The sequence below is a fragment of the Rhizobium leguminosarum bv. viciae USDA 2370 genome, assembly GCF_002008365.1.
GTDB classification, from domain to species: Bacteria; Pseudomonadota; Alphaproteobacteria; order Rhizobiales; family Rhizobiaceae; genus Rhizobium; species Rhizobium leguminosarum.
Genome location: NZ_MRDL01000043.1, coordinates 17,154 through 43,903, shown reverse-complemented (window position 1 = coordinate 43,903; position 26,750 = coordinate 17,154). Strand labels below are relative to the sequence as shown.

Annotated in this window: 30 protein-coding genes; 10 read left to right on the top strand and 20 right to left on the bottom strand. The window is 59.5% G+C overall.

Annotated features, from left to right (window positions below; genetic code table 11):
• The first annotated feature begins 129 nt into the window (after positions 1-129).
• The gene (locus tag BS629_RS21670; RefSeq protein ID WP_077988482.1) at positions 130-807 is read left to right on the top strand and encodes a hypothetical protein; all 678 of its coding nucleotides are present in this window, start codon (positions 130-132) and stop codon (positions 805-807) included.
• Here BS629_RS21670 and BS629_RS21665 read toward each other — a convergent pair.
• From BS629_RS21665 to BS629_RS21645, 5 genes are all read right to left on the bottom strand, one after another.
• Positions 804-2,819, bottom strand: coding sequence for a relaxase/mobilization nuclease domain-containing protein (locus tag BS629_RS21665; protein WP_245315105.1), 2,016 nt, complete (start codon positions 2,817-2,819; stop codon positions 804-806). The two genes, BS629_RS21670 and BS629_RS21665, sit on opposite strands and share 4 nt — an antisense overlap.
• Positions 2,785-3,177, bottom strand: a complete 393-nt coding sequence (locus BS629_RS21660; protein WP_077988480.1) for a hypothetical protein — start codon at positions 3,175-3,177, stop codon at positions 2,785-2,787. The genes BS629_RS21665 and BS629_RS21660 overlap by 35 nt, the downstream gene beginning before the upstream one ends.
• 3 nt (positions 3,178-3,180) lie before the next feature.
• Complete coding sequence (locus BS629_RS21655; protein ID WP_245315104.1) at positions 3,181-3,486, bottom strand: hypothetical protein; 306 nt, start codon at positions 3,484-3,486, stop codon at positions 3,181-3,183.
• 100 nt (positions 3,487-3,586) lie between these two features.
• Positions 3,587-4,336 carry a ParA family protein gene (locus tag BS629_RS21650; protein WP_183628493.1) on the bottom strand — a complete coding sequence of 250 codons (750 nt, stop codon included), beginning with the start codon at positions 4,334-4,336 and terminating at the stop codon, positions 3,587-3,589.
• A gap of 121 nt (positions 4,337-4,457) precedes the next feature.
• Entirely contained in the window at positions 4,458-4,856 is a 399-nt protein-coding gene (locus tag BS629_RS21645; RefSeq protein WP_077988477.1) for a hypothetical protein, read from the bottom strand.
• A gap of 128 nt (positions 4,857-4,984) precedes the next feature.
• Here BS629_RS21645 and BS629_RS21640 point away from each other — a divergent pair, with 128 nt between their 5' ends.
• Genes BS629_RS21640 through BS629_RS21615 form a run of 6 tightly spaced genes read left to right on the top strand, consistent with a single transcriptional unit; the run spans position 4,985 to position 8,184 of the window.
• Complete coding sequence (locus BS629_RS21640; RefSeq protein WP_077988490.1) at positions 4,985-5,656, top strand: thermonuclease family protein; 672 nt, start codon at positions 4,985-4,987, stop codon at positions 5,654-5,656.
• Entirely contained in the window at positions 5,656-6,306 is a 651-nt protein-coding gene (locus tag BS629_RS21635) for a thermonuclease family protein (protein ID WP_245315102.1), read from the top strand. The genes BS629_RS21640 and BS629_RS21635 overlap by 1 nt, the downstream gene beginning before the upstream one ends.
• Positions 6,303-6,899, top strand: a complete 597-nt coding sequence (locus BS629_RS21630; protein ID WP_077988476.1) for a thermonuclease family protein — start codon at positions 6,303-6,305, stop codon at positions 6,897-6,899. The genes BS629_RS21635 and BS629_RS21630 overlap by 4 nt, the downstream gene beginning before the upstream one ends.
• Before the next feature lie 25 nt (positions 6,900-6,924).
• Positions 6,925-7,239 (top strand): hypothetical protein, encoded by a 315-nt coding sequence (locus tag BS629_RS21625; RefSeq protein WP_077988475.1) that lies wholly within the window; start codon positions 6,925-6,927, stop codon positions 7,237-7,239.
• 8 nt (positions 7,240-7,247) lie between these two features.
• Positions 7,248-7,604, top strand: coding sequence for a hypothetical protein (locus tag BS629_RS21620; protein ID WP_077988474.1), 357 nt, complete (start codon positions 7,248-7,250; stop codon positions 7,602-7,604).
• A 34-nt stretch (positions 7,605-7,638) separates the two neighbouring features.
• Entirely contained in the window at positions 7,639-8,184 is a 546-nt protein-coding gene (locus BS629_RS21615; RefSeq protein WP_077988473.1) for a hypothetical protein, read from the top strand.
• A gap of 36 nt (positions 8,185-8,220) precedes the next feature.
• Here the strand turns inward: BS629_RS21615 and BS629_RS21610 are convergent, their stop codons facing one another.
• Positions 8,221-8,562: a helix-turn-helix domain-containing protein gene (locus BS629_RS21610; protein ID WP_077988472.1), complete on the bottom strand. Its 342-nt coding sequence runs from the start codon at positions 8,560-8,562 to the stop codon at positions 8,221-8,223.
• 412 nt (positions 8,563-8,974) lie between these two features.
• On the opposite strand from BS629_RS21610, the gene BS629_RS21605 reads away from it, so the two are divergent.
• The 3 genes from BS629_RS21605 to BS629_RS38960 all read left to right on the top strand — a co-directional run bounded on the left by BS629_RS21605 (position 8,975) and on the right by BS629_RS38960 (position 11,002).
• Positions 8,975-9,268: a hypothetical protein gene (locus BS629_RS21605; protein WP_077988471.1), complete on the top strand. Its 294-nt coding sequence runs from the start codon at positions 8,975-8,977 to the stop codon at positions 9,266-9,268.
• Between the two features lie 9 nt (positions 9,269-9,277).
• Entirely contained in the window at positions 9,278-10,663 is a 1,386-nt protein-coding gene (locus BS629_RS21600) for a hypothetical protein (protein ID WP_077988470.1), read from the top strand.
• Between the two features lie 96 nt (positions 10,664-10,759).
• The gene (locus BS629_RS38960; protein WP_158081461.1) at positions 10,760-11,002 is read left to right on the top strand and encodes a hypothetical protein; all 243 of its coding nucleotides are present in this window, start codon (positions 10,760-10,762) and stop codon (positions 11,000-11,002) included.
• A 95-nt stretch (positions 11,003-11,097) separates the two neighbouring features.
• Here BS629_RS38960 and BS629_RS21590 read toward each other — a convergent pair whose 3' ends face one another.
• The 14 genes from BS629_RS21590 to BS629_RS39890 all read right to left on the bottom strand — a co-directional run bounded on the left by BS629_RS21590 (position 11,098) and on the right by BS629_RS39890 (position 26,485).
• Positions 11,098-13,821, bottom strand: a complete 2,724-nt coding sequence (locus BS629_RS21590; protein ID WP_077988469.1) for a type IV secretory system conjugative DNA transfer family protein — start codon at positions 13,819-13,821, stop codon at positions 11,098-11,100.
• Entirely contained in the window at positions 13,790-14,839 is a 1,050-nt protein-coding gene (gene virB11, locus BS629_RS21585) for a P-type DNA transfer ATPase VirB11 (RefSeq protein WP_077988468.1), read from the bottom strand. The genes BS629_RS21590 and virB11 overlap by 32 nt, the downstream gene beginning before the upstream one ends.
• Positions 14,836-16,173 carry a type IV secretion system protein VirB10 gene (gene virB10 / locus BS629_RS21580; protein ID WP_077988467.1) on the bottom strand — a complete coding sequence of 446 codons (1,338 nt, stop codon included), beginning with the start codon at positions 16,171-16,173 and terminating at the stop codon, positions 14,836-14,838. The genes virB11 and virB10 overlap by 4 nt, the downstream gene beginning before the upstream one ends.
• An 11-nt stretch (positions 16,174-16,184) precedes the next feature.
• Positions 16,185-17,003 (bottom strand): TrbG/VirB9 family P-type conjugative transfer protein, encoded by an 819-nt coding sequence (locus BS629_RS21575; RefSeq protein ID WP_245315101.1) that lies wholly within the window; start codon positions 17,001-17,003, stop codon positions 16,185-16,187.
• Positions 17,004-17,011: 8 nt separating this feature from the next.
• Positions 17,012-17,746 carry a VirB8 family type IV secretion system protein gene (locus tag BS629_RS21570; protein WP_077988466.1) on the bottom strand — a complete coding sequence of 245 codons (735 nt, stop codon included), beginning with the start codon at positions 17,744-17,746 and terminating at the stop codon, positions 17,012-17,014.
• 28 nt (positions 17,747-17,774) lie between these two features.
• Entirely contained in the window at positions 17,775-18,848 is a 1,074-nt protein-coding gene (locus BS629_RS21565) for a TrbL/VirB6 family protein (RefSeq protein ID WP_077988465.1), read from the bottom strand.
• A 208-nt stretch (positions 18,849-19,056) separates the two neighbouring features.
• Positions 19,057-19,854, bottom strand: a complete 798-nt coding sequence (locus BS629_RS21555; RefSeq protein ID WP_077988463.1) for a conjugal transfer protein — start codon at positions 19,852-19,854, stop codon at positions 19,057-19,059.
• 22 nt (positions 19,855-19,876) lie between these two features.
• Complete coding sequence (locus BS629_RS21550; RefSeq protein WP_077988462.1) at positions 19,877-21,052, bottom strand: lytic transglycosylase domain-containing protein; 1,176 nt, start codon at positions 21,050-21,052, stop codon at positions 19,877-19,879.
• Positions 21,030-23,549: a VirB4 family type IV secretion/conjugal transfer ATPase gene (locus BS629_RS21545; RefSeq protein ID WP_077988461.1), complete on the bottom strand. Its 2,520-nt coding sequence runs from the start codon at positions 23,547-23,549 to the stop codon at positions 21,030-21,032. The genes BS629_RS21550 and BS629_RS21545 overlap by 23 nt, the downstream gene beginning before the upstream one ends.
• 3 nt (positions 23,550-23,552) lie before the next feature.
• Entirely contained in the window at positions 23,553-23,879 is a 327-nt protein-coding gene (locus BS629_RS21540) for a VirB3 family type IV secretion system protein (protein ID WP_077988460.1), read from the bottom strand.
• Positions 23,880-23,881: 2 nt separating this feature from the next.
• Entirely contained in the window at positions 23,882-24,241 is a 360-nt protein-coding gene (locus BS629_RS21535; protein WP_077988459.1) for a TrbC/VirB2 family protein, read from the bottom strand.
• The gene (locus tag BS629_RS21530; protein ID WP_077988458.1) at positions 24,241-25,311 is read right to left on the bottom strand and encodes a lytic transglycosylase domain-containing protein; all 1,071 of its coding nucleotides are present in this window, start codon (positions 25,309-25,311) and stop codon (positions 24,241-24,243) included. The genes BS629_RS21535 and BS629_RS21530 overlap by 1 nt, the downstream gene beginning before the upstream one ends.
• Before the next feature lie 212 nt (positions 25,312-25,523).
• Positions 25,524-25,979: a hypothetical protein gene (locus BS629_RS38480; protein ID WP_131618372.1), complete on the bottom strand. Its 456-nt coding sequence runs from the start codon at positions 25,977-25,979 to the stop codon at positions 25,524-25,526.
• Positions 25,980-25,990: 11 nt separating this feature from the next.
• Positions 25,991-26,485: a hypothetical protein gene (locus BS629_RS39890; RefSeq protein ID WP_240604636.1), complete on the bottom strand. Its 495-nt coding sequence runs from the start codon at positions 26,483-26,485 to the stop codon at positions 25,991-25,993.
• Positions 26,486-26,750 lie beyond the last annotated feature (265 nt).

Genomic DNA, 26,750 nt, shown 5'->3' with positions numbered 1-26,750 from the left:
ACCGCGCTGATTTCCCGTCCCATAACCGGTAACGACGACAATCGCGACCGACTGGTCCCAAGAGGAAGCTGCGCATCATTTCGAAGTCGTGTGATGGCGAAGCTGGCTTCAAGGTTTGGAATTTAGCCAATGAACAATCATGCAAAATATGCAGACAGGATCTTTAGGAGGATCGGTTCGACGGGCCTCGTCATTTTCGAGAGAGATGGCACCCTCCTGAGAAAGACTAGTCCCTCCGGGGATTACATGCTCGGAGATATCGACGAACAATTCGTTGAAACGTTAAGGCATCTGCGACACCTCAATGCTCGTTTCGGCTTTATTTCGGACGAGCGTGGGATGGACGCGGGTGCCTATGGAAGATCAGAATTCGCAACCCTGACCGAATTGCTTGACGCATTACTGAGCATCAGATGTGCCATGCCGGATTTCTGGGTGACATGGAGTGACGTCCCACGTGCAAGCGGAACCGGCCTTCAGCGCCAGGCGGATCGGCAACAGGAGGCTGGCGCCGGAGCGATCTTCCAAGTTATGGAGCGGTATGGGATCGGCAGGAAGGAAACCGTTTTCATCGGCAGCTCGACCGCTGGTAGCCTCGCTGCCGACGATGCGGGTGTCTCGGTAATCGACTACTTCAACAACCGAAGCGAGGGAACCGCTCAGAGTGCGGCCCGAAAGCATGCCCCCAACTTGTCTTCGCCTGAAGCCACGGAGGTTAAGCGACTCCGCGCCAAGATCCAGGCGACGTTGGGCTGGTCCATCGCTGGAGAGCTTAACTGTGGCCAACAGTGCGGTTCGCAGGGTTAGCGGGTGCGGTCCCTGTCCTTCTCCTGAGGCGGGCGAAGCTTGATCGATTTTGGTATGTCGCGATCCCGCTGCTGGGGTTTCGGGCGCTCCCGATTCGAACGATCTGTTTCCGGCGCGTCATGCTCCGCATTAGACCGGGCGATGCGCGATGCGTCGAGAGAACGGTTGTTCGAACTCCTATTAACCACGCCCTGCTCCGCAATATGATCGCGACCGGCAGCCGACTTGGTTTCGAGGCTGTCCGAACTCCGCTTATCCCTGCCAGACTCCGTTCGGTCTCGATTCTTGTCAACGCGTGAGTCGAGCTGCAGCCCGACGACTTTGCCGATGATCTTCGTCGCCTGCTCGAAGATCAGCCGATCAGATGGATTGGCAATCTTCACGGCAACCGTGAGCGCGGTGTTCGCCAGCGTTTCCTTCGCTGCTTTTGCTTGCGCGGCACTGATGGGTGTGGATCGCAGCATGTGGTCCTCGCCTTTCTCTCGTGTGGGATCACGGCCTTCGCGGACCGCTGTTTCAAGTCGCCCGTATTCGCGCCGAAGCCCGATGGACAGATCATGGGTGAGCTCACGCGCGGTGCTCGGTGCACTGCGGTCCTTCGCAATACCTTCCAGCATCAGAATGACGCGCCCGACGGAACGCCGGCTCTGTTCGAGCCGCTTCTTGGCCTCTTCACGCTTCGGCGCGGTCGGCGTGTCGCGCAACTTAGCCCTGACCTTGTCGACTACGTTTGCTGGCGCCGTTGCGCCCATCCGGCGAAACATTTCCCACTCCCATCGTTTGACCGGCGGTGGGCCAGCACGTTCGATACGCTTCTGGCGATCGATCGGAATGCCGCGCTCACGTGCATTGTCAGCGAAACGGACCCGCCATTCGGTGAAGTCGCGGATATTCGGATTGAGCATCTTTCCGCTCGCATTGCGCAGGGCGATGATGACATGCAGGTGCGGATGCTTTTCAAGATCATTGCGGTTATGGACGGCGTAGGCATAGCGGTGGCCCGCAAACTGTTCCTTAAGGAAATCGCGACCCGCCAGGATGAAGCGGTCGCGATCGACATTGGCTGGCCCCGACAGCAACAGGTGCATGAAATCCCGCGGCTGGCGGGTCTGCATAAGCGCACCAACGACCTGGCCCTCGGCCGTCAGTTCCTTATGGTCTTTGGTCGTGACTTCGCGCCGCTCCCCGCCGCGCTCGTAACGGCCACTCATGCTGGGCCGGTCCTTGACGTGTGTTTTCGTCGACAGAGTTACCTCCGCCCCTGCCCTTTGCATCGCATGTAAGGTGGCTGTCAGGCCCTTGGGCCCGGAGGAGAATTCAGCCGGATAGCGCGAAACCGGAGTGATACCGGCACCACGTAAAGCCCTGTCCAATCGCTCGTCGATCGCACGGACATCATCGATTTCCGCAGGGATGCGATTGGCACTGCTTCGATCCGATCGGTCCTTCTTCTCATGGGCAATCACCAGAGCAAAATGAAGGCGGGTCCCACCTTTCACACCCTCGCTGACGCTGAAAGCATAGGTTCGATCGGTATCGCCCGTGTGACGGAACCCGTCTTCCGCCAGCGAACCGAGAGCGCGCGCTATGTCTTCGCCTTCGCCTTTTTCAAGTTCGTAAGTCAGACGGAGAATGTCCTGGGTGCCGTTCCGGTTGCCAAACTCCCGCTCCCAGGACCGCACGGCGGCATTTAGATCGGTGACCTCACGGCCATCCTGGTCAAGGGCCCTCTCCTCCTTGCTTTGATAGGCGAGGACGTTGCGAGCCGAACTTGCGCCGGCCCCGTAAGACAGGACCTTGACGACGACCGCGTTGTTGCCGGCCGCACGGCTGAACGCCGAGGCCACGCCGGCGTGCTTGGCAGTGGGCAAGGCGGGGCTCGCAAACGTCGGCCGCTTCGCTGGTCCCCCGCCCCCGCGCCGCCGCAACTCGTCTTCTATGAGGTCGAAATAGCTCGGCAGCCGACGACTTCCGGGTCTAGATGCGGAGCGACTTCTGGACAGGTCGTTCATCGTGGCTCCTGATCAGATCGGCGATAAATGTGGACGGCCGGATGAAGGCAGCGTCGCGGATGGCATCAAGAGCGCTCATGACTTCTTCGAGCTGATGCGCGATCGCTTTGGTACTTTCGGCATGCACACCCTCCTCCGAGAGGAACTCCTCGTTCCGGAAGGCGAGATCTCGTAAAAACTGGTGCATGTTTGCCAGCTGCCGGTCGTGCTCCTCGAGCATCGCCGGAATATGCATGATCTCCCTGGTGACAATGAGCTTGGCGACTATGTTCACGGAGACATCGAGCCTCCGGGCAAGGGCGTCGAGGTTGCTTAAAACCTGAGGGGGCAGCCGGAACATGATCGCCGGTTCGCGCATGAACTACAGCCCCCTCGCCTTCAGAGCCTCGACAATCAACCGGTGCGTCGCTGAGGACAGTTGCTCGTGGCGTTCCAACGAAACCCGGAAGATTTTCGTCAGCACGTCATCATCGAGATACAGCGAGATGCGCTTGCGTTTCGTGGCTTCGCCTGCCGCCGTGGCCCCCTTGGATGACGGTCGCTCGCGGCGTTGATTCTTATCCGGGGTGTTGACTTCCGGTGTACCGACGTTGGGCGTGACGCTCTCACTCTGCTCTCCAGCCGCCTCATCCGGCATCAGCGTTTCAAGATCGATATTGGTCGGCATGTAGGAGGTGGCAGTTTCCTCCACCTCCTTCGCCTGGTTCTCTCTCGACCGGGCAAGGGCTAGAATGTTGCCGGCCGGTGTCCTTTCCCCCGCCATCTCTCTAAGCCGCCTCCGCCTGCAGGAGGCCGATGAATTCGTTGTTGATCTTCTTGACGAGATCGATCGCATCGAGCACGCTCTCGCTAGCCCGGCGCTTGGCCGATGGCGTCAGCGACGAGTTGTTCTCAATGCTGGCGAGCTTGGAATAGAGCGAACCGAAGCCGGCTCCGACGTCGCTGAAATGATTGCTCTTGCGGATGACCGTCTCCACCATGGGAATCTTACCGCTGGTCAGGATTGCGTGAACTTCCGGAAGCGACCGATTGTGCTTGAGAGCGATCATGTCGACGTAGTTCCAGATCGCCGCATAAGGGATCGGTCCTTGGGGCCGTTTTTTGGATATCTCCTTCAAAATGGTCGCGACCTTGATCGCTGATGTCGCGGCGGTCGGTTCCGGGATAATCGGAATGAGGACTGCGTCGCACTCGTGATAGACCTCGATTGCGCGTTGGTGGACGTAACCGCCAACGTCGTAGATGCGAATATCCGCCTCGGGCGCTTCAGCCAACCGGTCCCGAAACCGATCGACGGGAGCTACTCGCAGATGCAGCAACGTGCCATCGCTCGGAAGTAAGCCGCGCTTCATCGAGACATTGTACCAGCGTGTCGATGACTCCTGCTCATCGCAATCAATGAGCAGCGTTCTGTGTCCCTGTTGGGCGAACTCCGCTGCAAGGTTGACATTCAAGGTCGATTTTCCTGCACCACCTTTGAACGTTGAGATAGCAAGCGAAAGTGGTTTGACTGCCATGAAATTCCTCATCCTTTGCATCAAAAATCGGCGGCGCTGCGGATTGTGTTCAATCGCAGTGGCGGCCGACAAGGACGTTGTGGGGTCCAGCGCCCCTCAACCGTGCCAGCAGCCTCTCCTTTCAGGTGCGAAGTCTGGCTCGTAGCTGTTCCTGCTGCCGCGCTGCGATCAAATCGTCATTCAGCTGTGTGATCTCGCGCTCCCGCGCCGCATTCGCCACCGAATCCCTCGCCGGCCAAAATCGGAGGATGGGCAACAAAAGTAGCGTGAAGAAAGCGAGGGCGGCAGCTCTGAACCAGGAAGACTGGGCATACAGATCCGCTGCCCATCGCCATAGTGCCTGCGTCCATTCTGCGGGCAGAAAGGCATACGAAAACGCCAGGGCGATGCCATATGCAACGAAGGCCGCGACGAGAAGGCAGACGCCCGAGACGGCCAGAAAATTCGCGATCAACATCAGAAACCATGCCGCTCGGAATGGAAAAACAACGACCCTAAGCGCCTTTCTTGCCGCCGACATTACCTTTCTCCATCTGCACGTCTCCGGTGTCCGACAACACATACTGCAATCCTCGGACATTTTCCAGACTTGCACTGCAGTATAATTTCGTGCATGCTCAAAATAATCAACAGATGACGGATGCGAGCATGAACAATGGCGCACGGCGGTTCGACCGCCTCCTCTTTTGCACCCTTCTAAATGCCCTGATCGCCCTGCCCTCTGCCGCGCGGGCCGACACGGTCTCGGATTTTGTCCGCTATTATCAGAACGCCTATGCAGAGGGCCGCGACCTGATCCCCGGACCGCAAATATCGCTAGACACCTCATCGATCGCGGCCCGGCTTGATCTGCAAACAGTTAGCCCAATAGCCGCGCTGAGCGGCAGCGCCTTTCTCGGCGCCGATGGCGTCGTCATCGAACTGGCCGGCGTCCAGGGCTGCCTGTCGACCGAGCCACTGGAATTTGCCGGAATGCCGACGACCTGTGCCATGATTTCGCTTGCCGGCATGACTGCGACGCTGGATGAGGCAAAGGCAGGTGCCGGCGATGCATTCCCTTGCCACGTTTTCGCGCAAAATCTCGGCAGACCGACCGTGCGTTTTGCTGAATGTTTTTTCGTCGACAATGGCGCGGTTCTATCGCTCTCCGAGGCGCTCATCCGCAAGGGCTTGGCGTTCGCTGCCCGTGACCGCGCCGGTCGGCCTGTGTTCCCGGAATACCTGCAAGCCGAGGAAACCGCACGCGGTGAGCAGGCCGGAATCTGGGCAAACGGCCAGTTCACCCATCCTTACCATCCGGTCAATCCGTCGACCAATTGATGCGGATCGGGCTTCTCATGTTCATTTCCACGATCACAGCTTCCGGTGTCTATGCTGCCACGACAATCATGCCGATGCTCGCCCACGGCAATGTCGTGCGCGAACCGCATTTCTCGCCATCGGTCGTCCCTGTTCAGGCATCGCAAACCGACATTCCCTCGGCCGTTGACGCTGGTGGCGCCCAACCCGAATTCGTTCCGTTTCCGACGGAGGCACAATTCGAGACGGGCGACACCTGGATCTCTAGTGGCCGACGCTATCGGCTCTATGGCCTGCAGTCTTGTCTTCGAGGAACCAATGTCACCGTCTCAGGCGGTGCTATCAGGGACTGCGGAGAGCTGGATCTGATCATGGCGCAGGCATTGATCCGGGACACGAAGCCTGTCTGCGCGACCATCAAAAATCTGGACCAGAACAACGCCGTCGTCGCATGCCAGACGACGGCTGGTCAGCATCGGTACGATCTGGCAACCTATATGATTGCGCAAGGTTGGGGATTTGCCGCCGTCGATAGCGCGGGGCGACTGATTGTTCCAGGTTACCGGGTTGCGGAGGAAAGTGCACGTTCGGCGCGCGCCGGACTCTGGTCCTATTCGGACCTACCGCATCCGGTTTCCGTTATCAAACAACAGGCGGGGGCACAACAATGAGAGTTGCGGCTGCCTCGATACTATGGCTCGCAATGGTCCCGACGGCTTTGCTTGCGCAAAGCCGCCCGTCCGATGTGCCGCGTCAGATCTACGGCAAGGTTCAGGTCGTTGATGCGACCACGTTCGAATTCGTCAAGAGCCGACAGATCGTCCGCCTGGCTGGGTATGAAGCCCCTCGCCTTGAGCAGACCGCAAAGAACGATGGCGTGGAGTGGCCCGCCGGTCAGGTTTCGCGTGCCTGGATGATCCTCCGGACACTTGGGCAGAACGTCAACTGCGCGCCAATTGGCCGCGACACCAACAAGATCCTGATCGCCCATTGCTTTGTCGGCGAAACAAATCTGGCAGCAACGGCAATTGCGGAGGGTATCGGCTACGCATTCAACTACCGCAACGAGCCACAAGTCCCTGCCTATTTCGATATTGAGCGGAAAGCCAGGGGGCTGGGCTTTGGAGTCTGGTCGTCACCGGACCTGCTTCCCCCTTGGCTTTACACCGCATCGACTGTGGCCGCAGAGGAGTCGGACGGCCAATCACCAGAAGCCGAGACGAGCCTGCCCCTGCCTTTGCCTGTTACCCAAGCGGCTCGGTAAACTCAAAGACGTGTAAGGAGATTGAATGAATCGCATCTTTTGCTCCCTCGGTGTCGCGGCAATTCTGCTCGTCCTCGCTCCGGTCGCGAGCGGCGCGCAAGATGGCGCCACGCCTAATCCGAGCGAACAGCGCGATCCGAACTTGTGCGGCGCGGGCGGCGCCGGCTGCGATCCGGCGGCCGTGCAGCGATGGAAAGCGATCGGCAACAGGCTTGCCGACCTGTCATCGGCAGACCTTAGCCAATACGCTTACGCCTGCGCCAAGCATGCGGACTGGAAGAAGGAGTGCGAGACCGATCCGGTTGCTGTCCTCAAGCGACTGGGCATCGAGGGGTATTGAGGTTCCCGATGGCCAAGCGTCCCGATACCGCGGTGATTGCTGCCGCCATCGCCCTCCTTGGTGGAATAGCGGGAGGATACGCGATCAATGAGCTGGTGCGAAGCGGCCATATCGCAAACCTGGAACAAGAGATCGCCGGGCTGAAGGACGCGGCGCAACAACCAATGCCGGTCGACGCTTCCAACAACGAAGAGGCAAGCGCTGCGATCGCGAAGTCGGGCCGGTCGATCAGGATTTCGGAGTGCAAGCCTCGCGCGGCAATCCCCGGCGTCACCTGCACCGGCATCATCGCAACAACGTCGGGCTCGTTTGCCGGCTCGGCGCAACCGGGCGTGCTTTCCTTTGCGAGAATCGACGGCACCTAGGCGCAAATACAATAGTCGATAACGGAGGCGAATTATGAAACCATTCCTGATTATGGTCGCCGCATTGACAGCTATAGCCCTTAGTGTCCCTTCGAGCGGCGCAAAAGCCGACGACGCCTCCTGGGGATGTCAGGTTCTGTTGTGTGCGGCATCGCAAAATCCGTCCTGGCACGGCGTGGCCTACTGTGTTCCACCTATGACAAAGCTCATTGCCGCGATGAAGGAACCGGGATTTTCCTGGCCGATTTGCCATGAGGCCAAGGCAGGCAAGCCGGGGCGAGAAAACTACGAGGATTGCCCGGCCGGAACGACGGTCGGCTATAGCTCGCAAGGCGACGGTGGCTGGCGCGGCGAGCCCGACCAGTGCATCAAAACAGTCGATTTCTGCCGATCACCGATCGAGCGCAATGCCCACACGAGACAGTCAGGTATGACGATAGAGCGCAGTTTCGGCAACGGCCATGATGGCTGCATCCAGCAAGTTGCCACGCCGCGACCGCGGCGAGCCGATCCCTATTTCTTCGATATCCCGAACGACCAAGGCGTGAAGGAAAGGTTCTGGTTTAACCTCGATCACTAAATTCGCGCAGGCCGATCGTGCGCTATGACAGGAAAATCATGACGTGGTCTCGGGAGCTTTTTTCTTCCCTCGGCGCGCTTTCAACGCTTCTATCCGAGAGAGATCGTCTTTGGTGACCCTGAGCAAATCCTCGATAATGACGTTCCACTCGCGCTGCATCTTGTCGAGGGTCGACAGCTTGACGTCACGCATGGCGCGGGTCACTTGCGACATATAGGCCTCCGACACACCGAGCTGCTCGGCCAGATCCTTGTTCGACAAGCCCCGCTCGGCCTTCAATCGGCGCAGGCCGATCGCGAGCCTTTCTTGAAACGACAGCGCCTTCAATGCCGAAACGTCCACTGCGTTGCCGGACGGATCGTCTTTCACACGAGACATAGAACACCTTCCCTGGCGGAAAATGTGCTCGATACGGCACGATGAGACGTTTCATCCCGGCGACAGAGGATGCTGCCGCAGCTGCTGGTCCGGGACTTGTTCGAAATTCTACTGCTCATCCAATGCCTGACGCCGGCTAGAGACCACGATGACCAAGCGTAAACCCTTTGTTGCCTATCTCTTGCATCCAAGCGTTCACAACTTCGTTACACGTCTTACACTGCGACGATCACGCCCCGCAAGAGGATGTCGCAACCTCCTGGGATCGCCGAGCCCGCTAGTTGGCGCCGTCTTCAATCGGCACGAATCCTCATGGACAAGTCCCTCCATAGATTCGAGTCCCTTGCCGCTGCTCGCTCATCACTTATACTGCAGTTATATTTTTCGAAATTGAGTTCGAAGGAGACTCTCGATGACGTCGCTTAAAAAGCATGGCTACCGATTTGACTTGCGGCGGCTCTGTGTGGCGACCCTGGTTCTCGGATTTGTTTTCCTCCTCGCCTGCATCGTAATCCGAGACAGCCTCACGCTGGGTTTCGCGATGATGATCCCGATCTATGCCTTCCTTTCGGCTGTGCTCGAAGGTTCGCGCATCGACAAAGGCAGGGCTTGGAACATCCGAGCTTGGGGAGAGACGATCATCGCCGCAAGCGCCGCCGCCGGTGTGGGATACCTCGGCTATCGGCTCTGGCTCCTCGGTTATTGAAGGTCTCGCATGCGGATCGTCGTTCGCAACAGTCCAGCGCATCCACTTGCCGACCTGTCCGACCGAGAGGCAACCGCGTTGCGTGCCTGGTATGGCAACGCTGCATCCAAGGAAGATGAGGCTATTGCGCTTTCGGTCATCAAACGCTCCAAAGTGATGGACGGCTGGATTGAATGCGATTGCCTCGCCGCTGGCTTGCAGCCTTTGCTCGCACCGATCCAACAGGAGCGTACATTTACGCTGCGACGACTGACCCCGAAGGAGGCGGACCCGCACCGGCATGAAGAGCGTCCAAACCATGCGCAAACGTGCCCGTTCCATGTAGACAAGGACGCTGCTCCCGCGCTGTTCGATCGTCGCTATCAGATCCGCCCGCTGCCAAAACCCAAGCGCAGCTATATCGACGCCCTTCCGGCCATCCCCAACCGTCTTGCTGATCTCTCGGACGATGATCCCACCCGATCGAGGGAACGAAACGACCGTCCTTCCAGACTTGGCGGCATCCTGTGGCGGATGCTGGACAGGGCGGGTACAAACGTCATACCCCCACTGCAGGACCATCCCGAATTTGCGCTGGGAGGTCAGCTCTCGAGGATGCGTTCCGCCGCGAGGGAGCTCAGGGTGCTGCGGACCTGGACACTGAACGCACTGATGTCGACATGGGGTGCGGATTACTGGGACCCGGCCAGCCGTTGGCAGCGGTTGCTCTGGACCTCTCGTCCGGACTGGCCGGAGAACCTTCGACGAACCGGCTTTATGTTGGTGTTTTCGAAAAGCGTTTCGGCGCAGACGATCATGCCGGCATCGTCCTCACGCAAGATCGATGTGCTCGGCAAGGTCCGCCAGCCATTGCGGGGCGATCCCGCGCTGAGGGGTCCGTTCCTGACTTTGCTGAACGTCGATTTTCAGGAGGATGACGAAGGCCCTGTGCGGGCGATCCAGGCCTATGCGCAGCCTGTTTATAATGGCGACACGCTCTTTCCGGTCGAATCGGGATTCGAAAGAGACGTTTCGCATCTGCTGTTCTGGCTACAGCAAGCTCTCTTCGACGCCGCGCCGGATCTTCGCATCAAGATCATCAAGCCGCTATTCGCATTGGACACTCCCATTGGTGTGTGCAGGCCGGACTTCATATTGGAGGCGTCGTATCGACGATCCCCGCCCGTGAACCTCATCGTCGAAGCATTTGGGATGGAGACCGACGAATACCGAGAGGCGAAGGAAAGGACGCTGCCTCGCATGAAGCATCTCGGGCCGATCTTTGGCATTTTTCCCAAGGACCTCGCGGAGGCGAAGGCCGCAGACACCGCCAAGCGGCTACAAGACTGGGTGATCGATCAAGTTCGTCAGGCCAGAAATACCCCGCCAACATCCGATGACGACATCCTGACCTGAAGATCAATTGTGGTCGCCAATTTTCCGCAGCGTTTGATTGGCCTTCACCGGACAGCGCTCAGCTCGACTCTCGCGGCATCGAGGAGCGCCTATTGGATGATCACCAGTACCTCGGGTGGGCAAGTTCCGAACATGCGCGAGACGAGGTCGTCGGCCAGTTCTGTGATCGTGGGCGTCAGCCTCACCGGCCGACTTGTCGATCGCATCCTCACCATCGCCCTCTGGGCCAACCTCGGCTCGGTTCGCTTGCCTTTCCATCTCGCGCTCCTTCACCATCAGCCAAAAGCCGGCGTCAGCCTTGGCGGCAGCAACAATTCGTTCGAGATGACCACTTTCTGAAATATTGCGGTGTAAGAAATGTCGGATCTCACCTATGTGTCGTTCTCCCTGGCAGATGGGGACGCAGTGTTGCGTCGTTGCGGGGTACGTCGCATCTACTCAGCATGCGCCTCGGTCCCAGATTGCTCCCGATCCTCGCCCAGCGGATCCCGCACCAAGCTAGCGAACTGGCGCAGGTAGGCTCTCGAGCTGTCCTCCGTGAGCCGATCCGACAGGCTCTCTATCAAGAGCTCGACATCCGCGTTGAGCTCGACCGGCTCAAGTGCATTCTCTTCGGCCTGCTGGAAGATCACCTCGTTCAACGCGGTAAGATCGACCCCGAATACGTCTCTGACCTCCTGCCGCTGAAGAACAGGCGCCACCGGCCGAGGACTGATTTGCTTCGATGGACCATTGGCCTGTTTGGCTCGAGCGCTCCGATGTGCCGGTGAGCCCGAATAGACATTGCGGCTGAGCTTCTCCTCGTCGATATCGAGATCGATGTCACTCTCGCGAGCGGCACCAGAAGTTTTCGGCATGCCGCGCTTTCGTTTTCCGTTCGCCGGATCTCCCTTTCGCTGGCCTCCCGGCTGCTTCTGCTTTTCTGCCCGTACCTCCTCCTCCGTCGCACCGGCCTCGCGCGTCTCGTCGAGATCCAGGCGATGACGCAGCTCGTCGAGAGAGGAAATGTAGACCTGGCGGACACCATCCTTGACGACGAAGCGCACGACATCAATGTCAGCGCCTGACGAGGCCGGGGCCGCCGGAGCGGACTTGCCGTCGTCGATCGTCCATTCAACTGGCTGAATGCATGGCCTTTTCACCGGCTTGAACTTTCGCACTTTCGAGAACATCCGCTCACCGCCGGAATCTAGCTTCATAATGCGCATCAGCGGCATGCCGGTGACCTGCAGGATCGCCTCTTCCGGCTTCATCATCATCAGCGTATTGACGGGAAGGAGATCGACAGAGACAGGCACCTTCGAGATCGACCGCTGCCTTCGGCCGTGACGATGCGAATAGGACGATTGCTCGACCCACTCCGTCGTCTTGCCGGCAGCCATCGAGACTGCCGTCGCATCTTCCTGGTTCTGAAAATTCATGAACAGCTTGATCGTCGACGCGCCCATCAGGATCTTCTGGCCCGAGCGCTGATACAACCGTTCGAGCTGGGCGCCGTCCTGGAGGATGAACACGAAACGGACGCCATTCTTGCGAATAAGCGGAGCGAGCGTCAGCACCGTATCGATCCGACCGCCATTGCCGAACTCGTCGAGCATCATCAGCACTTCATGCTCACCGTTGCGCAACGGTCCCATCTGCACGAGCTTGTCGGCCATCTGCTGGATGAATATCGAGATCAGCCGCTCATAAATCTGCATGGCGTTCCAGTCCGCCTGGATATAGATTGCGAGCTTACGCTTTCTGATGGTGCCGATCGGAATGGTGGTGATCGAGGTCAGCGCTTCCACCAATGGGTTCTGCAGAAAGTTGAGTTTGGCGACGATCTCAGCCGCAATCCCCTCCCCGAGCTTTTCATGGCGGCCGGCGAATTTGGTCAGCTGCATACGGGTCTGGTCGGAGAGAACCGGCTCGTAGTTTTCCAATAACTGGATGATCGCCTTGCGCTCGTCCGACATCGAGTTGAGGATGCGATAGAGCTCGCTGAGTGACTTGCGCGTATCCGGGCATTCGAGCACAAACGCGAGCATCGCCGTCAACAGGATCCTGGCGCTTTCCTCCCAGAAGTCGGAGGAATCCGATCGCAGCCGCTCCGGCAACAGCATCTGCGTCAACTTCTGCAGGTCGGTGATCCGCTGGTTCGGCTCGTCACTGATCAGGTCGAGGGGATTGTAGCCGTCGGTGAATTTCGAGCCGGGCGCCAGCAGGAAAACCTCGTATCCCCTGTCTTTCAGGTAGCCCGAAGTCTCCTCGAACAGCTCGCCGCTCATGTCGAGGACGGCCTGCGATCCCTGAAAGCTCATCATCGTCGGGATGACGAAGCCGCGCGATTTGCCCTGCCCCGGCGAACCGATCACCATGACATGCTGGTCGCCGTCGTTGCGCAGAAGCAGGCCTTGCTTCAGCCCAAGGACGATGCCGTGCTTGTCGCGCAGCCGAAAATCAGCGGCGTCCTTCAAGGTCGCCAGCCGCGCTTTACCCATGATCATCCGCTGACGCTTCTGGATTGCCGCGCCGATCGGAAATCCGACGATGGTACCGGCGGCAGCGAGACCCGCGAGTGCGGCAAGCACCGTCTGCCGGGATGGCTTCTGATAGCCGCCGGCTGCATCAATTGCGCCGAACGGCGCCTGATACATCGCGGCCAGATGATTGCCATAGTAGCTGGCAATCTCGGCATGCTCACCCGCCTTTGTGGCAACGAGATAAAAGGCTACGCCATAGACGATGACGCCGGCATAGGCGGCGGCGAAGATGAGAGCCGTATGGGCAATCAGACTAAACATCGACCGGACATGCAGGAGGTAGAGGATCTTGCGCGACAGCGCCCTGCCGCCTTTCAGCATCCAGAGGCAGAGCAGAAAAAACAGGAACGGCAAGGCAAGCACGAAGGCCAGCAGCGAAAGTCCGACCGTGTTGCGGACACGGACGATAGACCAAGTATAGTGGACGGCGTCGATCAGGCGCGCCTGTCCCACATAATCGAAGTAGGACGAAGATCCGAACGAGGTGATGTAGGCGTCATAGATCAGCGTGAAGAAGGCGAGCCACAGGAGAACGATTCCGAACAGTGCGATCGGCAATGTGAACAACGATGCCCGCTGCAGGCCCGTCCATTTCGGTCGGTCAGTCTCTGTGTGCGTGGATACGCTTGCCATTTTCGTCCACCTCATCGGCAAAGTAGATCTCGCTGACGCCCCGACCGCCGGCGGCATCGCTCTTCTTCAACTGGACCACGATCGGGATGATCGAGCGGATGTATCGAATGATGTCGTCGCGCTCCATGCGCACATTGCTGTTGAGTACCAGCGTCGACAGTCGGTTGAAGGCGTGGTGCGGCGAGTTTGCATGGATCGTCGACATTGAACCGGGATGCCCGGTATTGATCGCATTGAGGAAGTCGAAGGCCTCGTCGCCGCGCAGCTCGCCCATGAAGATCCGATCCGGTCTGAGACGGAGCGCCGTGGCGAGCAGATCACCCATCGTCACCCTCGCCTCGCCCTGGCCGCCCTTCGAGACCAGCAGCGACACGACATTTTCTTGGCTCGGCTCCAGTTCGGCTGTGTCCTGCATGAGGATGAACCGCTCATGGTTCGGAATGGCGGTGAGCATCGTATTCAGAAAGGTCGTCTTGCCGGTGGAGGTGCCGCCCGAAATTAGCATGCTGCGGTGATTGATCGCCGCGAGCTCCAGGAAGGCTCGAACCTTGCCGGCCCGCAGCAGCCGCGACAGCTCGACATCGACGTCGTCAATATAGTCGTCCCCCGTCACCTTGGTGAAGCGGAAAGCGCCAGCCTTCTCATAGTCGGTCAAATCGAAACGGCGGATGAACTGCTTGCGGATGGAGAAGGCATGGCCGGTTGCCGAGGTCGGGTTCAGCACGAACTGCACGCGCTCGCCATTGACGAGCGTCGCCGACAGGAGCGGATGTTGGGCATTGACGGTTTGCCTGGTGAACGAGGCGGCGCGCGAGGCCATATGGCGGATTGATTCCTGGTCGAGGCCGTCGACTTGCTGCCTCACCATGCTGAGTTGGCCGATACGCTCGAGCCAGATCTCATTGCTGCGCTGGCAGGAGATCTCGACCACGCCGGGATCGTCGAGGAACGGCCGGATCGGCTCGATCGCCTCAGATAGAAAGTGCTGCTCAGCAGAAATTGCTGGACGTGCATTCATTTGCCAAGCTTCCTTCTGCGCAGTCTCTCAAACTCTTCGCGGACCGGATCCGGATAAAGCCCGGCGAAGTCGAGGTCGCGTGTTACGAAGACATTGATGTCGGAGCCTTGCGGGATATGAATCGTCGGCCGGATATTGCGGCTGTCCTGGAACGCTTCTGACGCCAGCTGCTGGATGCCGGAGGCAATCGTCTCGGCGGCAATTTCGCGGGCACGGTCCTGCGACGTTTCGCCACCGTCCTGCGGGATGCTGGTGACGCTGCCATTGTCGTTGATAATGGTGATATTGCGATCCTGCTTCTGACCAAGCTGGGCGATGTATTGGGTGGCGCCACCGATCAGGGTCATCATCGCTGGTGGTCCGAACCGTTCCCAGTACTTTCGGTCGACGACACCCGTCATGCCCGAGCGCCCAAGCCGATCGGTGCCATAGGAGCCGAGCTGCACCGAAACGCCGTCTCCGCGGATCATCCGTGTCCAGACAATCAGGATCCGCTCCTGCCCCCGCTCGACGCCGGATTTATAATCGCCGATTAGGGACGAGCCTGCCGGTATGAGGATGCGCCGGCCGTCGAACGAATAGACGTCTTCCCGTACAATCCCCTTCACCATGCCGGCGAGGTCTGAGTTGATCGCCGTCTCCAGCGTGCCGCGGATCATCGTGCCCTGCGGGATCCAGGCGTCCGTGCGGCGGTTCTCGGCTGCCACCGAAACGTCCACACCCTGCCCGCCCATCGCCTTCAGGAAAGCACGATCACTGTCGACCGCGCCGCCGCCGTTTGACGCTGCTGCCGTTTGCGCCCCGGCCGGATCGCTGGCGCCGAACAGTCCCGCACCCGTGACGTCGGTCGAGGCCCGTGGCGCGCCGTTTCTCTGGTCCGATTGGTCGAAGACGATGGCGGAGGAGCGAACACGCTCCAGCAGCTTGGCTTGCCGCGCGAGCTCGATGCAGCGGGGATTGTCCGGGTTCTTGCCTCTGGTGCAGTCGACCTCGGCCGGCGGCAAAACGCGAGCAGCCGCCGGAACGACGGGCGCTGGCGGCGGCGGAGGAGGTGGCGGCGGCGCTTCCGGAACGACGACCGTCGGCAAAGGAGGCGGGGCCGGCGTTCTGAACCCTTCGTTCCTCGGTGTCTGGACCGGACGAAACTCCTCGCGCGGCGTCGTGTCGATCGCCGGCTGCTGCTCGCCGCCGGCAAGCAGAAAATAAAGGACGACGCCCACGCCGGCGATGGCCGCTATGACCGCGATCGGCCGCATGAGACCGACGCCGCTCCGCCGGACCGGCCCACCAATTGCGCTGTCAGTGTCGAGCGAATGATAGTTTGGATCCGACATGGCGCGCTTTCCTAATGTTGAGCTTGTTGCAAGGTACTGCCGGCACCAATCCGCCTCGGCGCCACCGCACCTTCGATCGGCGCCGGTAGATCAGCGGGAACAGTCCGCAAATTGAACAAGCAGGTCTCGTCCTCGGTGCCATAGCGCAGCGACCACTGCCGCGAGACGCTGTCGATGACGATATAGTCGGCCTCGCGGCGGTAGTTCACGAGGCTCTCGCGGCGTTTCCGGTCGACGATGAAGATCGCCGGAATGTCGCCGGTGAATTTCATGAAGGTCTTCAGGCCATCGTCAAATACCCAGAGCGGCTTTGCCGCATCGCTTCCCTTGAAGCCATAGTCGTAGTTGACCTTGTCGCGGCGGATGTTCTTGAGGTTCGAATTGCCGGCAGCATCCTGCGCCTGCTTCCAGAGTTCAGCCGTCCCCTTCAGACCGGCATCTTCGGGATAGGTGAACTGCAACTTAAAGGTTTGGTTCTGGATCGCCTTGCTGTCATTGACCCGCAGATCGAAGGAGTAGGTCCGCCTGGTGGTCACGACGGAGAGATTGGTCGAAGCGTCCTTTTCCATTGGCTTCAAGGTCAGGGAACGCCGGTCGGCCGAGGTCAGAATCTGCCAGGAGACGGTGTCGCCGGCAACGACCTGGGTGATCTCTTCGTCCGTGCCGAAGAGGATCGTCGTCACCATACCGTAGGTGCCGGTCACCAGGAAAACCTGTTCAGCCGAATAGGGTAGCGAGCGCACTCGAGGATCGAGCCTTCCCGGACGTGCAACCAGTTCGGCATGCCCGACCGTGGTTCCCAGCAGCAGTAAGAATGAAAGCGCCGCCATCCGTTTCATCATTGGGCGGGCCCCGACGGCATGGTTTCCGGAACCCTTGCATATTCGGTGACGACAAAGCCGAGCGGATTGTACAGACGAACTCGGTTGCTGGCGGGAAGATTGATCTGCCGGTAGCGCACTGTCGCAGACCAGCGATTGACGACGTCGCCACCGCGTTGGCGTTCCCGTGTCTCAAATCGGACCGCCATGGTCGAGGCATTGAGAGGATTGACCGACAGGATCTCCGGATGGATGTCGCCGGTGGCACCCAGTGTCTTCACCGGCCCTCGCGGGTTGCTCGGGTTCATCCACGCCTCATATTCTTTGAAGGCCTCGGAGTTCGGTTCCGACCACAGCGCGATCATGTCGAAGTTGTCCGAGAGATAGCGGGGATCGTAGGTCTCGCGGCGGATGACGTAATTGCCGACGAACGACGCGCGAACCGCCTGGATCTCCGAGACGCTCGACCGATCTTTGTCGAGCGTCGTCACGGTTTCCATGTAGCCCGTGTTCTTGTCCACGATCAGGGGCACAACCTCGGTGCGGACAAGCGGGAAGAGTTGCGCCACCGAATACGAGAGCATCCCGGCGATGGCCCAGCCGGCCACCGCGAAGGCAAGCAGGATGAGACCGATCAAGGTCCGAAGCGAGCGGTTCTTCTCGCCCCAGGACAAGTGCCGGTCATAGATTTCCTGCGGCCCGGGGACATGATCGGTCGGCGCAGGTGTTATCTGTCTTCTGAACAATGCCAAGTGTTACCCTCGAATATCGATGTCTCGTTCACTCGCTGTTGCGGCGGCGATTGGTGAGCATCCTGCCGAGCGTCCCGACGCCGGCCACACTGCCGCGGCCGGCAAGTGCTGCCGCCGTCACGGCGCCTCTCGGACCAGTCAGCATGCCAAGCGCGACGGCCCCCGCCTGCCCGGCCCTCGAATTGCTGGATGCAAGTGTTCTGCGCGCGGCGCTGTAACCGGTATCGACACCGCCTCCACCCGGCGCGCCCGAAATTGCCGTGCCGTAGGAAAAGGTTCTGGCGAAATCCGGCACCTGAAAAATGAAATAGGAGATCAGCGCCAGGTAGAGCACCATGGCGAGCACGATCGCCAATGCGTTTTCCTTGGTCGCCATGTCGCCGTTGATCGTGTCCATCATGCCGATTAGAAAACCGAACGACAGGCCGGCCATGATGTAGGTGAAGAGCAGCATGAACATGCCGTAGGCGACGCCCCTCACCCATGCGTCGAAGACAAATCGCGTGATGCCGAAAAAGTAGCAGAGGATGGCGATCGGGCCGATCGCCAGCATGACGGCGGTGATCATCTTGGCAAACAGCGTGACGCCGGTAAGGATTAGCAGCATCGGCAGCAGCCCGAACACCAGCACAATGAACACGACCACAGCGCCGGTGACATTCGGCAGCCAGCCGGATTCATAGGAATTGAAGAGCTGCATGGCGAAGTCGTAGACCTTGCGCGCCATGCTGGCGACTTGCTGGGCAAGATCGGACCCAGCCGACTGCCCGCCCATTGCCGAGGAAATAGCCGAGCCGAGATCCTGTGGCGAGGACAATACGAACTGGCCGATACTGTCGTAGAAAGTGGCCCAGGACATGATCAGTGCACAGGCGAGCGCGATCTTGAAGGCCGTAACCGCCATGTCCTGCAGGGATACGCTCGACAGTCCGAGTGCACCCCAAAGGAAGTAGAGGATCAGGAAGATCGCCAGGATGGCTGAGACAAGATTGCTATTTTCAGCAAACAGGCCCCACGCCCGTTCGAGGGAGGCTTCGTTGATCTTGTCGAAATATCTGAGCGCGTCGCCATAGAAATTGATCGCGTAGCTGACTGGATCCATTTCGCATCCTAATTGACAGGCCGCATCGGGCCGCAATCATCTTTGACCACTCTCGCCAGCGCCTGTTCCGGCGGCGCTGGTTGCGGGGCACTATCGTAGCCGGGCGCCGGCACGGGGTGTTCGTCGGCCGAGCATTTCGCCAACTGTTCGTATTTGCCGCCGCAGCCACTGAGAGCCGCGCAACAAAATGCCAGGATCAGGGCCAGCCTCACTGCTCCTGCTCCTGCTCCTCGAATGCCTTCAACTGATCGCGAACCGAGGCCCCCTGTTGCTCCAAGCCTCCATCCCGCATGACACTGTCGGGAAGCGGCGCGAAGGTTTTGAGGTTCTGCGATGAAGTGGCGAGCGCCGCCTTGTATTGCTGGTTCAGCAGCATGACTTGGTTGTTGAGGGAGCCAACGGCTTCGTTTGCGGTCTGGTTGCCTTGCAGCACCATCTGGGTGTTCTGTTCGAGCGCACCCTTCAGATCCTGAGCCGTGCCGATCTTCTCGGTCGCCTGCATGAACGAGTTTTGCCGATCCTTCGTTGCGCTGTTCATCGCATCCGTCAGCGCCGTCATCGTCGTCAAGGCATTGACCCCTTGCGAATAGGCCTGGTTGGCGCCTGAGAGCTCCCCGCCCTTGACGGTATCGACCACCATCTTCACCAGGTTGAGGCCGTTAATCAGTTTGGCGGCCGTATTCTGAAACTGACCGCTAATGCCGCCGAACACGGCCTGATTTCCCGACAGGATCGATCCGAAGTCCGGCGCCTGCCCCATGCTGAAGCCATTGCCGGTCGCAAGTTTGGCGAACTGGCTGGCATCCTGACTGCGATCGCCGGTGATCGCCTGCAAGGTCTTCGTCGTGTTGTCCTTGACGACCGAGGTGTCCTGCTGAATTTGCGACGACAGTTTCTTGATGTCCTCGCTGAGCGAAATGTTCTCCGAATCCTTGACGGGAACCTGCGCGTCAGCATGCGAGACGGCGACGATGCCAAGGGCTGCCGCTACGACAAATTTCTTCATGTGCCTAACCTCTCCTGTCCTTTCAGTTTGCTGTCGCTCTGGCGTCGACGACCGTCACCAGGCCCAATACGGGATCCTGCATCACCGAAAAGGTCGCGATGGTGCCATTGGCGCGTGCCTGTTCCTGCAGGTCATCGAGCCAGCGCTGGATCTGCTCGGTCGTGGCGGTCGACGGCACGGCAAAGCAGCGGGTGCTGCCGGTGTCGACGATCGTCGATGGGCATTGGATCTGCGCCATCACGAGCGAACCGTCGAAATCTTTCGAATTGCCGCCACCGGAGCCGCGTAAGTTCGCCGACGACGATTGCAGCCCGGCCTGCAGGCGCAGCAGATATTGTTGGTTCGCTTCAATCGAATTCCCAAGCAGATCATTCCAGACCGATCCGCGCTCGACCTGCGCCTGCGTATTGCGGTCGACAGCCTTTTTCAGCTGCTCACCGCAACCGTTCCCGTAGCTCGCGCTTTCGGGCTCGGTGTTGTCGCCAGCTGGTGGGGTTCGGTCGCCATTCTGCGCCTTGTTGCGGCCGTAGTAGGCGGAGACCTTTTTGACATAATCCTGGGTTTCAGGAATGTTCGGGATCTGACCATTCTGCAGCGACTGGCGATATGGCCCGGCATTGTAGCCGGCGGAGATCAGGTCGTAGCGACTGCCGAACATTCCCTGGAGTTGCTTGATGTATTTGACGCCCCCGCGGATATTATCGCGCGTATCGTAGGGATTGACGCCCAGCTGAGCTGCGGTTCCTGGCATCAGCTGCATGACACCGGTGGCGCCGACCGCCGAGCGCGCGGACTGTCGGAAACGCGATTCCTGTTCGGCAATGGCGAGCGCGAAATTGGGATCGACACCTTGGCGGGTCGCCTCGTCCTCGACCATACGGGCGACTTCCTGCTGGCTCGGCGTCCGCTGCGATGGCGCCGCCGGTGCCGTGTCGCCGCCCATGCCGTCTGCCGAGCAATCGGCGGGTGCGCCGGAGCCCTGACCGGGCGCTACGCTGTCAGTCGTACCGCCCGAGGCGCCTTTCAGTTTGCGAGTATCAGCCTGATAGCTCTGGTACCAGTTCAAGGTCGCCTGCTGGATCTTCTGGCGGGCATTGTCGATGACTGGAACCTGAGCGCGGGTGGCCGCAGGGGTCATCACTGTCGCCAGCGCCAGCACGGCGGCCGTCGCCAGCTCAGGAAGTCTTGCGTTGGTCATCGGACGCTTCTCCCTCCCAGTCGCAAAATCTCGACAGCCAGTTCTTCGGATCGTCTCCATATTCGTCGAGCAGCATCTCGACCTCGCGAACGGTCTCCTCCCGGCCGGACATGACCTTGATGAACTCCGGCATGTGGGACATGTCGACGCGCGCAATCACGCTGCTCTTCGCCTGCTTGATCAGCATGAACCGCGAGCTCGGGTCACCGTTCTTGACCCATTCGAATTCGGCCCTGGAGAGGCCAAAATGCTCCATGTAAGAGTGCTCATCGGCCTTCGGATTGGCGAAAAAGATGTTGGTCGATGTCTGCTCGATGATCGTGCGGCTGACACTGGATTGCACGACGTCGTCGGCCGATTGCGTGCCGAAGATCACCAGACCGTTCCGTTTCCGGATGGCCTTGAAATAGTCCTTCATGGTGCGCTTGAACTCGTCGTCGTCGAGCAGCTTCCAGGCTTCGTCCATCAGATTGATGATCGGCGCCTTGCCGTCATAGATCTCGTCCAGCCGGTGGAACATGTAGAGGAGGGCCGCGGTGCGCACCGTCGGATCGTCGAGGATCGACGTCATGTCGAAACCGATCAGTGGCCTGGAAATGTGGAGGTCGTCGTCGGCATTGTCGAAGAGCCAGGCATAGGGTCCCTTGTCGACCCATTTGTCGAGTCTGGCGATCAGGCTGCCTTCGGTCCTCTCGCTTCCGGCCAAGAGGGCACGCAAGGAAGAGAGCCGGCGATATGATCTGTCCTTCGTCTTGAGCACGGACTTGATCGCGTTGCGAATGATCGCTTCTTCCTGCGGAGTCAGGCTCTCGCCGTCCTTTGACGGCTTCAGCATGAAGCTCAACAGCCCGTACAGGAAAACGCGGTTTTCCTCGGTATCGTCAAGCAGCAGCGGGTTCCACCCTGACGGTGCGCCGGGCTCGAGCGTCATGTATCGGCCGCCCGCCGCGCGCACCATGATGTCGAGGCCACGGTCCTTGTCGAAGACGATCGTCTTCAGTCGCGGGCTGACGCGGTAGGCCTGCAGAATCAGGAAAGCCATGATAACGGTCTTGCCCGAACCCGTCGGTCCGAACACCGTCGTGTGCCCGACGTCTCCCTGGTGGAAGTTGAAAAAGAAGGGTGTGCCGGAGGTCGTCTCGAAAATGGTGATTGCCGGACCCCAGTGGTTTCCGTCCGGCTTGCCATAGGGATAGGCGTGAAAACTGCTCAAGCCCGCGCAGTTCAGCGTCGAAATCAAAGCGCGGCGTGCGATATAGGCCTGGTTGCCGGGGAGCTGTGCCCAATAGGCCGGCTCGGCATTTAGATCTTCCCGAACATAGGAGGCGCCAAGCGCGCCGAGCTCATTCCCGATCAGCGCCACAGCATCATCAACCTGCGCCGTCGTCCTGGCAATCGGCATGACCGTGAGATGATGCTCGGTAAAGGCAACGCGTTTGCGGGCCAGTTCATCCCGGGCGATGTCGAGATTGGCCTGGACGCTGGAGCCGCCCTCGTCGGCTTTCGACATCTGCCGATCGAGCCTTTCGATGCGGCTGCGGGCAGCCATGTCGTCGATGAACGACATCGACTGGGTCAGCACCATCTCGAAAGGCAGCCTGAGGATGTAGTCGAGCATGCCTGCGCCGGTCTCCGGCGGATATTCCTTCAGAGATACCATCGCCGCATAACGGTCGTCGCCCACCGTATCGCCCTGCAGATGGATGATCCGATTGCCGATCGACGTCCGTCGCGCCGGCAGCATCTCGTCGATCGGGATATTGCCGAGACGGATCGGCCGGACCCGGCCGCCGTTCAGCAACGTGTAGAAGAACTCGCATTGCTCCGAGAACCAGATTGTTCGCGTGCCTTCCTCAAGCATCGTGTCGTCGGAGATGGTCCGGTAGATCGTCTTTCCGTCGCCAAGATCGACCTCGGCGCGCCGCACGTCGCGCAAGACTTTCGGACCGTAGGCGGCAAGCGATTTTTCCAGAGCCCTTGTTGCTTCGACCAGTCTGTCGCGCATCGCACGAAACTGCTCCTTGCGCACGACATTGCCGCCGAAGCCCATGACACGGGAGAGCGCCGACCCCTTCTTGAACAGCGGCCGAACAACCACGGACACGTAGGTGTCGTTGACGAACATCTCGTTCCTGGAGATGCTCGACTGATATACGTCGTCGAGACGCCGCATGAAGGGATCGGCGAAAGCCGATGGCAGCGACGGTGCGACCTTGCGCCGGACGACGTGGGTGTATAGCGCAAAATTGCCGATCGACGAGATCGCGCGGAACGCGGCGTTGCGCTGCCGCTGCAGCATGTTGATGGTCTCGATATCGGCGGTCTCAAACGAAAAGCCGGTCAATTGCACAGTGGAGACCAGGCAGTCGTTCTTCAGTCGGATAATGCCGTTTTCGATCGGCGCATAGAACGGGACGTGTGTCGATATGCTGCGGTCGGCGAATATCTCCCAACCTTTCGACAAGCTGCCTTTCAACGATCTCGCCATGGTGCCCATCGATCACGCCCCATAGGTCCTGATTCCACCGCCGAGCCGTCGACCCAGAGGATTGACGCCGCACATACTGAGCCGGCCGACGATCTCGAAAAACCACAGGTCGAGCTTCACCGTCAGCACATAGAGAATGCTGTGAAGGATCACGAAGGAGACCGGGAACCAGAGGATCGAGCCTAAGATCATGAACACCATCAGCGAGATGAAGCATTCCGCCAGAAAGTATGTGTAAGGGATCCCCATGACCGTCGGCGGCCGTGTCAGAGCGAGAATGACCGGATGGCATTCGATGTAGTCGTCTCCGCCGTCGGTGTTGCCGCTAGATGTCGCCATGATCACGACCCACTGCCAGCAAGGAAGTCGACAAGTTCGGCGGCGGCGAACATGCCGGCAAGGCTTCCCCCGACCCGAAGCAGGGCGCCCCAGGACCAGTAACCGAAGGCTGCGGCCAGAAACATGCCGATGAAGGCGATCGCTCCGACCGAGCGGCCGAAGGGGCCGGTAAAGAACTGCACCAGCCGGTCAGCAGCGTTTTGCAAGGCATCGAGGTTCTGCGCCGCAGCTGGCTCGAACTGGCTGACAAGCAGGATCAGGCTGGCCGCAAATACCATTGCGGCATTGCCAAGCCATTTGCGCTTCGTCCTTGAACGCCAGGCGACGCTGCCATAAAGGACTGCCACTGCGATCAGATTCATCAATGCACCTCTTCCTTGACGATTTTAACCGGACCGCCGACGTGGGTCGGTCCGTCTTCCCGGGGGGAGCGCTTCGCCGCTGTGAGCGGATCTGCTACAGAAAAAACAAGCATCGGCGATTTTGCGCGATCGGCAGTTCCTGCCCGGCGCTTCGGGCCGGGCTGCGACGGCAATGACAGGCCGGCATGTAGGCGCGTAGAGGTCGCCGCCGCGCCAAGGTAGAACCCGACGACACGCGTGACGTAATCCGCGGTTTCCCGGATCAGCGGCAAGGAGTGGTGAAGATCGACACGAGGCTCACCGGCGTTATAGGCTGAGGCGACAAGCACCGGATTACGATACTTGTCGATGAGAACACTGAGGAATCGAGTGCCGGCCCGGATATTCTGTTCGGGATCGGTGAGATCATTCGCACCGAAGGCTGCGCCGATCCGCGGCATCACCTGCATCAAGCCGACGGCACCTGCTGGACTGACGAGGCGTGGATCGTAGCTCGCATTTTCGGCCCGCATGATCGAGAGCACCCAGTTCGGGTCAACTTCCTCTGCAGCGGCGCTCGCCAATGCGAGTTTTGCATATTCTTCAGGAATGCCGGAAAGGAGATCGGGTCTGGGCTGTATCGACCCCGGGTCGGCATCAGCTTTTAACGCGGCCGGCGGATCGACGATGTGAGGGGACGGCGTCGGATCAAAGGAGAAGACGGGGATTGGCGAATGCACGGTGCGTTCGCGGCGCGCGCTATCAGCCGTTTCTCCCTGCAATTCCGCGCGACTGTTTTCAAACTCTTCAACCGTGTCCAACGAAAGAACGCCGGGTCCAATCGGATGTCCATCTTTCGACGCGTCAAAGCGCTGACTGAAGCTGACCCAATCGATTGTCGGCTGTGGCGGCTGCTTGGCTGCAACGACCAGACGTGACGCGACGATTGGGTTCAACCGGGCTGCCACTCTCCCCACCTTCTCAGTCGTGATACCGCCAGGCCCAACGGCGTGAGCAGGCGTTCCCGAATAGAAGGGCAGATCGCTGTCGCGAGGCTCGGAAGCGAAACCGGTGAGCAGGAAGGTTGACATTCCAGCAACCCACAGCGCGCTTCGCGACCATGCCTTTTGCGGTCTCTTCACGGGCGAAAACGGGATGCGATCCATGGCCGAACCAGTCCAAAATTATACTGCGGTATAAGATTTTGAACTGCATTCCGTTACGGAAATCAACCTTAAAGTTTCACTCTGGTATAATTGTCGGCAGCAATAGCGATGGCGGAGTGCTCGTTTCCTTAGCAAATTCAGTCGTGTAGCCGCGACCATTTATCCGACGTCCAACGATATTGGATCTGTTCACGATCGCCCAGAATGCGGGCTAGGCGCACCGCTGTGCCGCCTTTGATCAGCACCGAACCGGTATGAACTCCTGATTGGGAGCTATAGATTCGGCACACGAAATTGGGCAATTCCTTCTGGATCCTCGAGATCGGATAGCAGGACGCGACCTGATAGCGGCTGTCACCGCCACTGATATTAAGACCCGTCTGCTGGACAGGACCGAGGCGTTGGCGTCCGAACTGGGTACCATACTCAAGCTGGCACTCGACGATATTGCTGGCATAGGCTCTGCAAGCGGTGAGGCTGAGGTAAGCAAATGGGACTGGGGGCAGCGGTCGCGGTGGGTGTGTCAGGTCGCCACATCCGGACAACAGGATCACTATCGCCAAAGATCCCGATCGCGTTTTGGAAATCCGCATCGTGTTGCTTTCTAATTTTCCTGCCGATATCCGGCATGGGCAAGGGTTTCGAGAAAGAGATCACGGGCAAGCCGGCAGTAGGGTGATGATGGCTGTGCCAGGTGGAGCTGCGTCAGGACCAGTCCGAGATTGGAAATAGTGGCCACTAAGACCGCGAGGTCATCATGGAGGGTGTCACAGAAGATCTCCCGACCTTCGTGACCTTTCACAGTGATGGCGTAGTCATTACGCGCGATGCTGTGCCACAGTTCGACGGTACCGGTTTCGCCGCCTGCGCTTTCCGCATCGCAAATCAGCATGAGCGCGTAATCTGGATGCGGCAGGTCGCTTTCCTCGATTGACGTGCCGCCATGGAATTCCGTCAACACAACGTGCGATGCGAAGAGCAGCATCCGTTCGTTGACCAGCAGACGTCTCTGTCCAAGGCGGACGAAGCCGTTCATGGCGACAGAGCGGGTAGTGGCGGGTGAGAGATTTTCCCCGCAATGCTCGCAGATCGACAGCAAGCGATCGTTCCTGAACTCGAACGCGCTGTGAAAGCGGTCGACGATGAACTGCCCGACATTCTTAGTTCGACCACCGAGCGACTCGACGAATGCGAAGGCATCAAGCGGTGTCCATGGCCGCTTCAGAACATCGTTCTCAGAGCCGTCGGCAGCGTTGACGAGGCTCGATGGTCCGACAACAATGCCGGCGGACCGGGTCTGTGCGCCGCAGCCCGGGCAATCGATAGATATCGGAACTTTGTACCATTCCTTCGTCAGTAGGGAA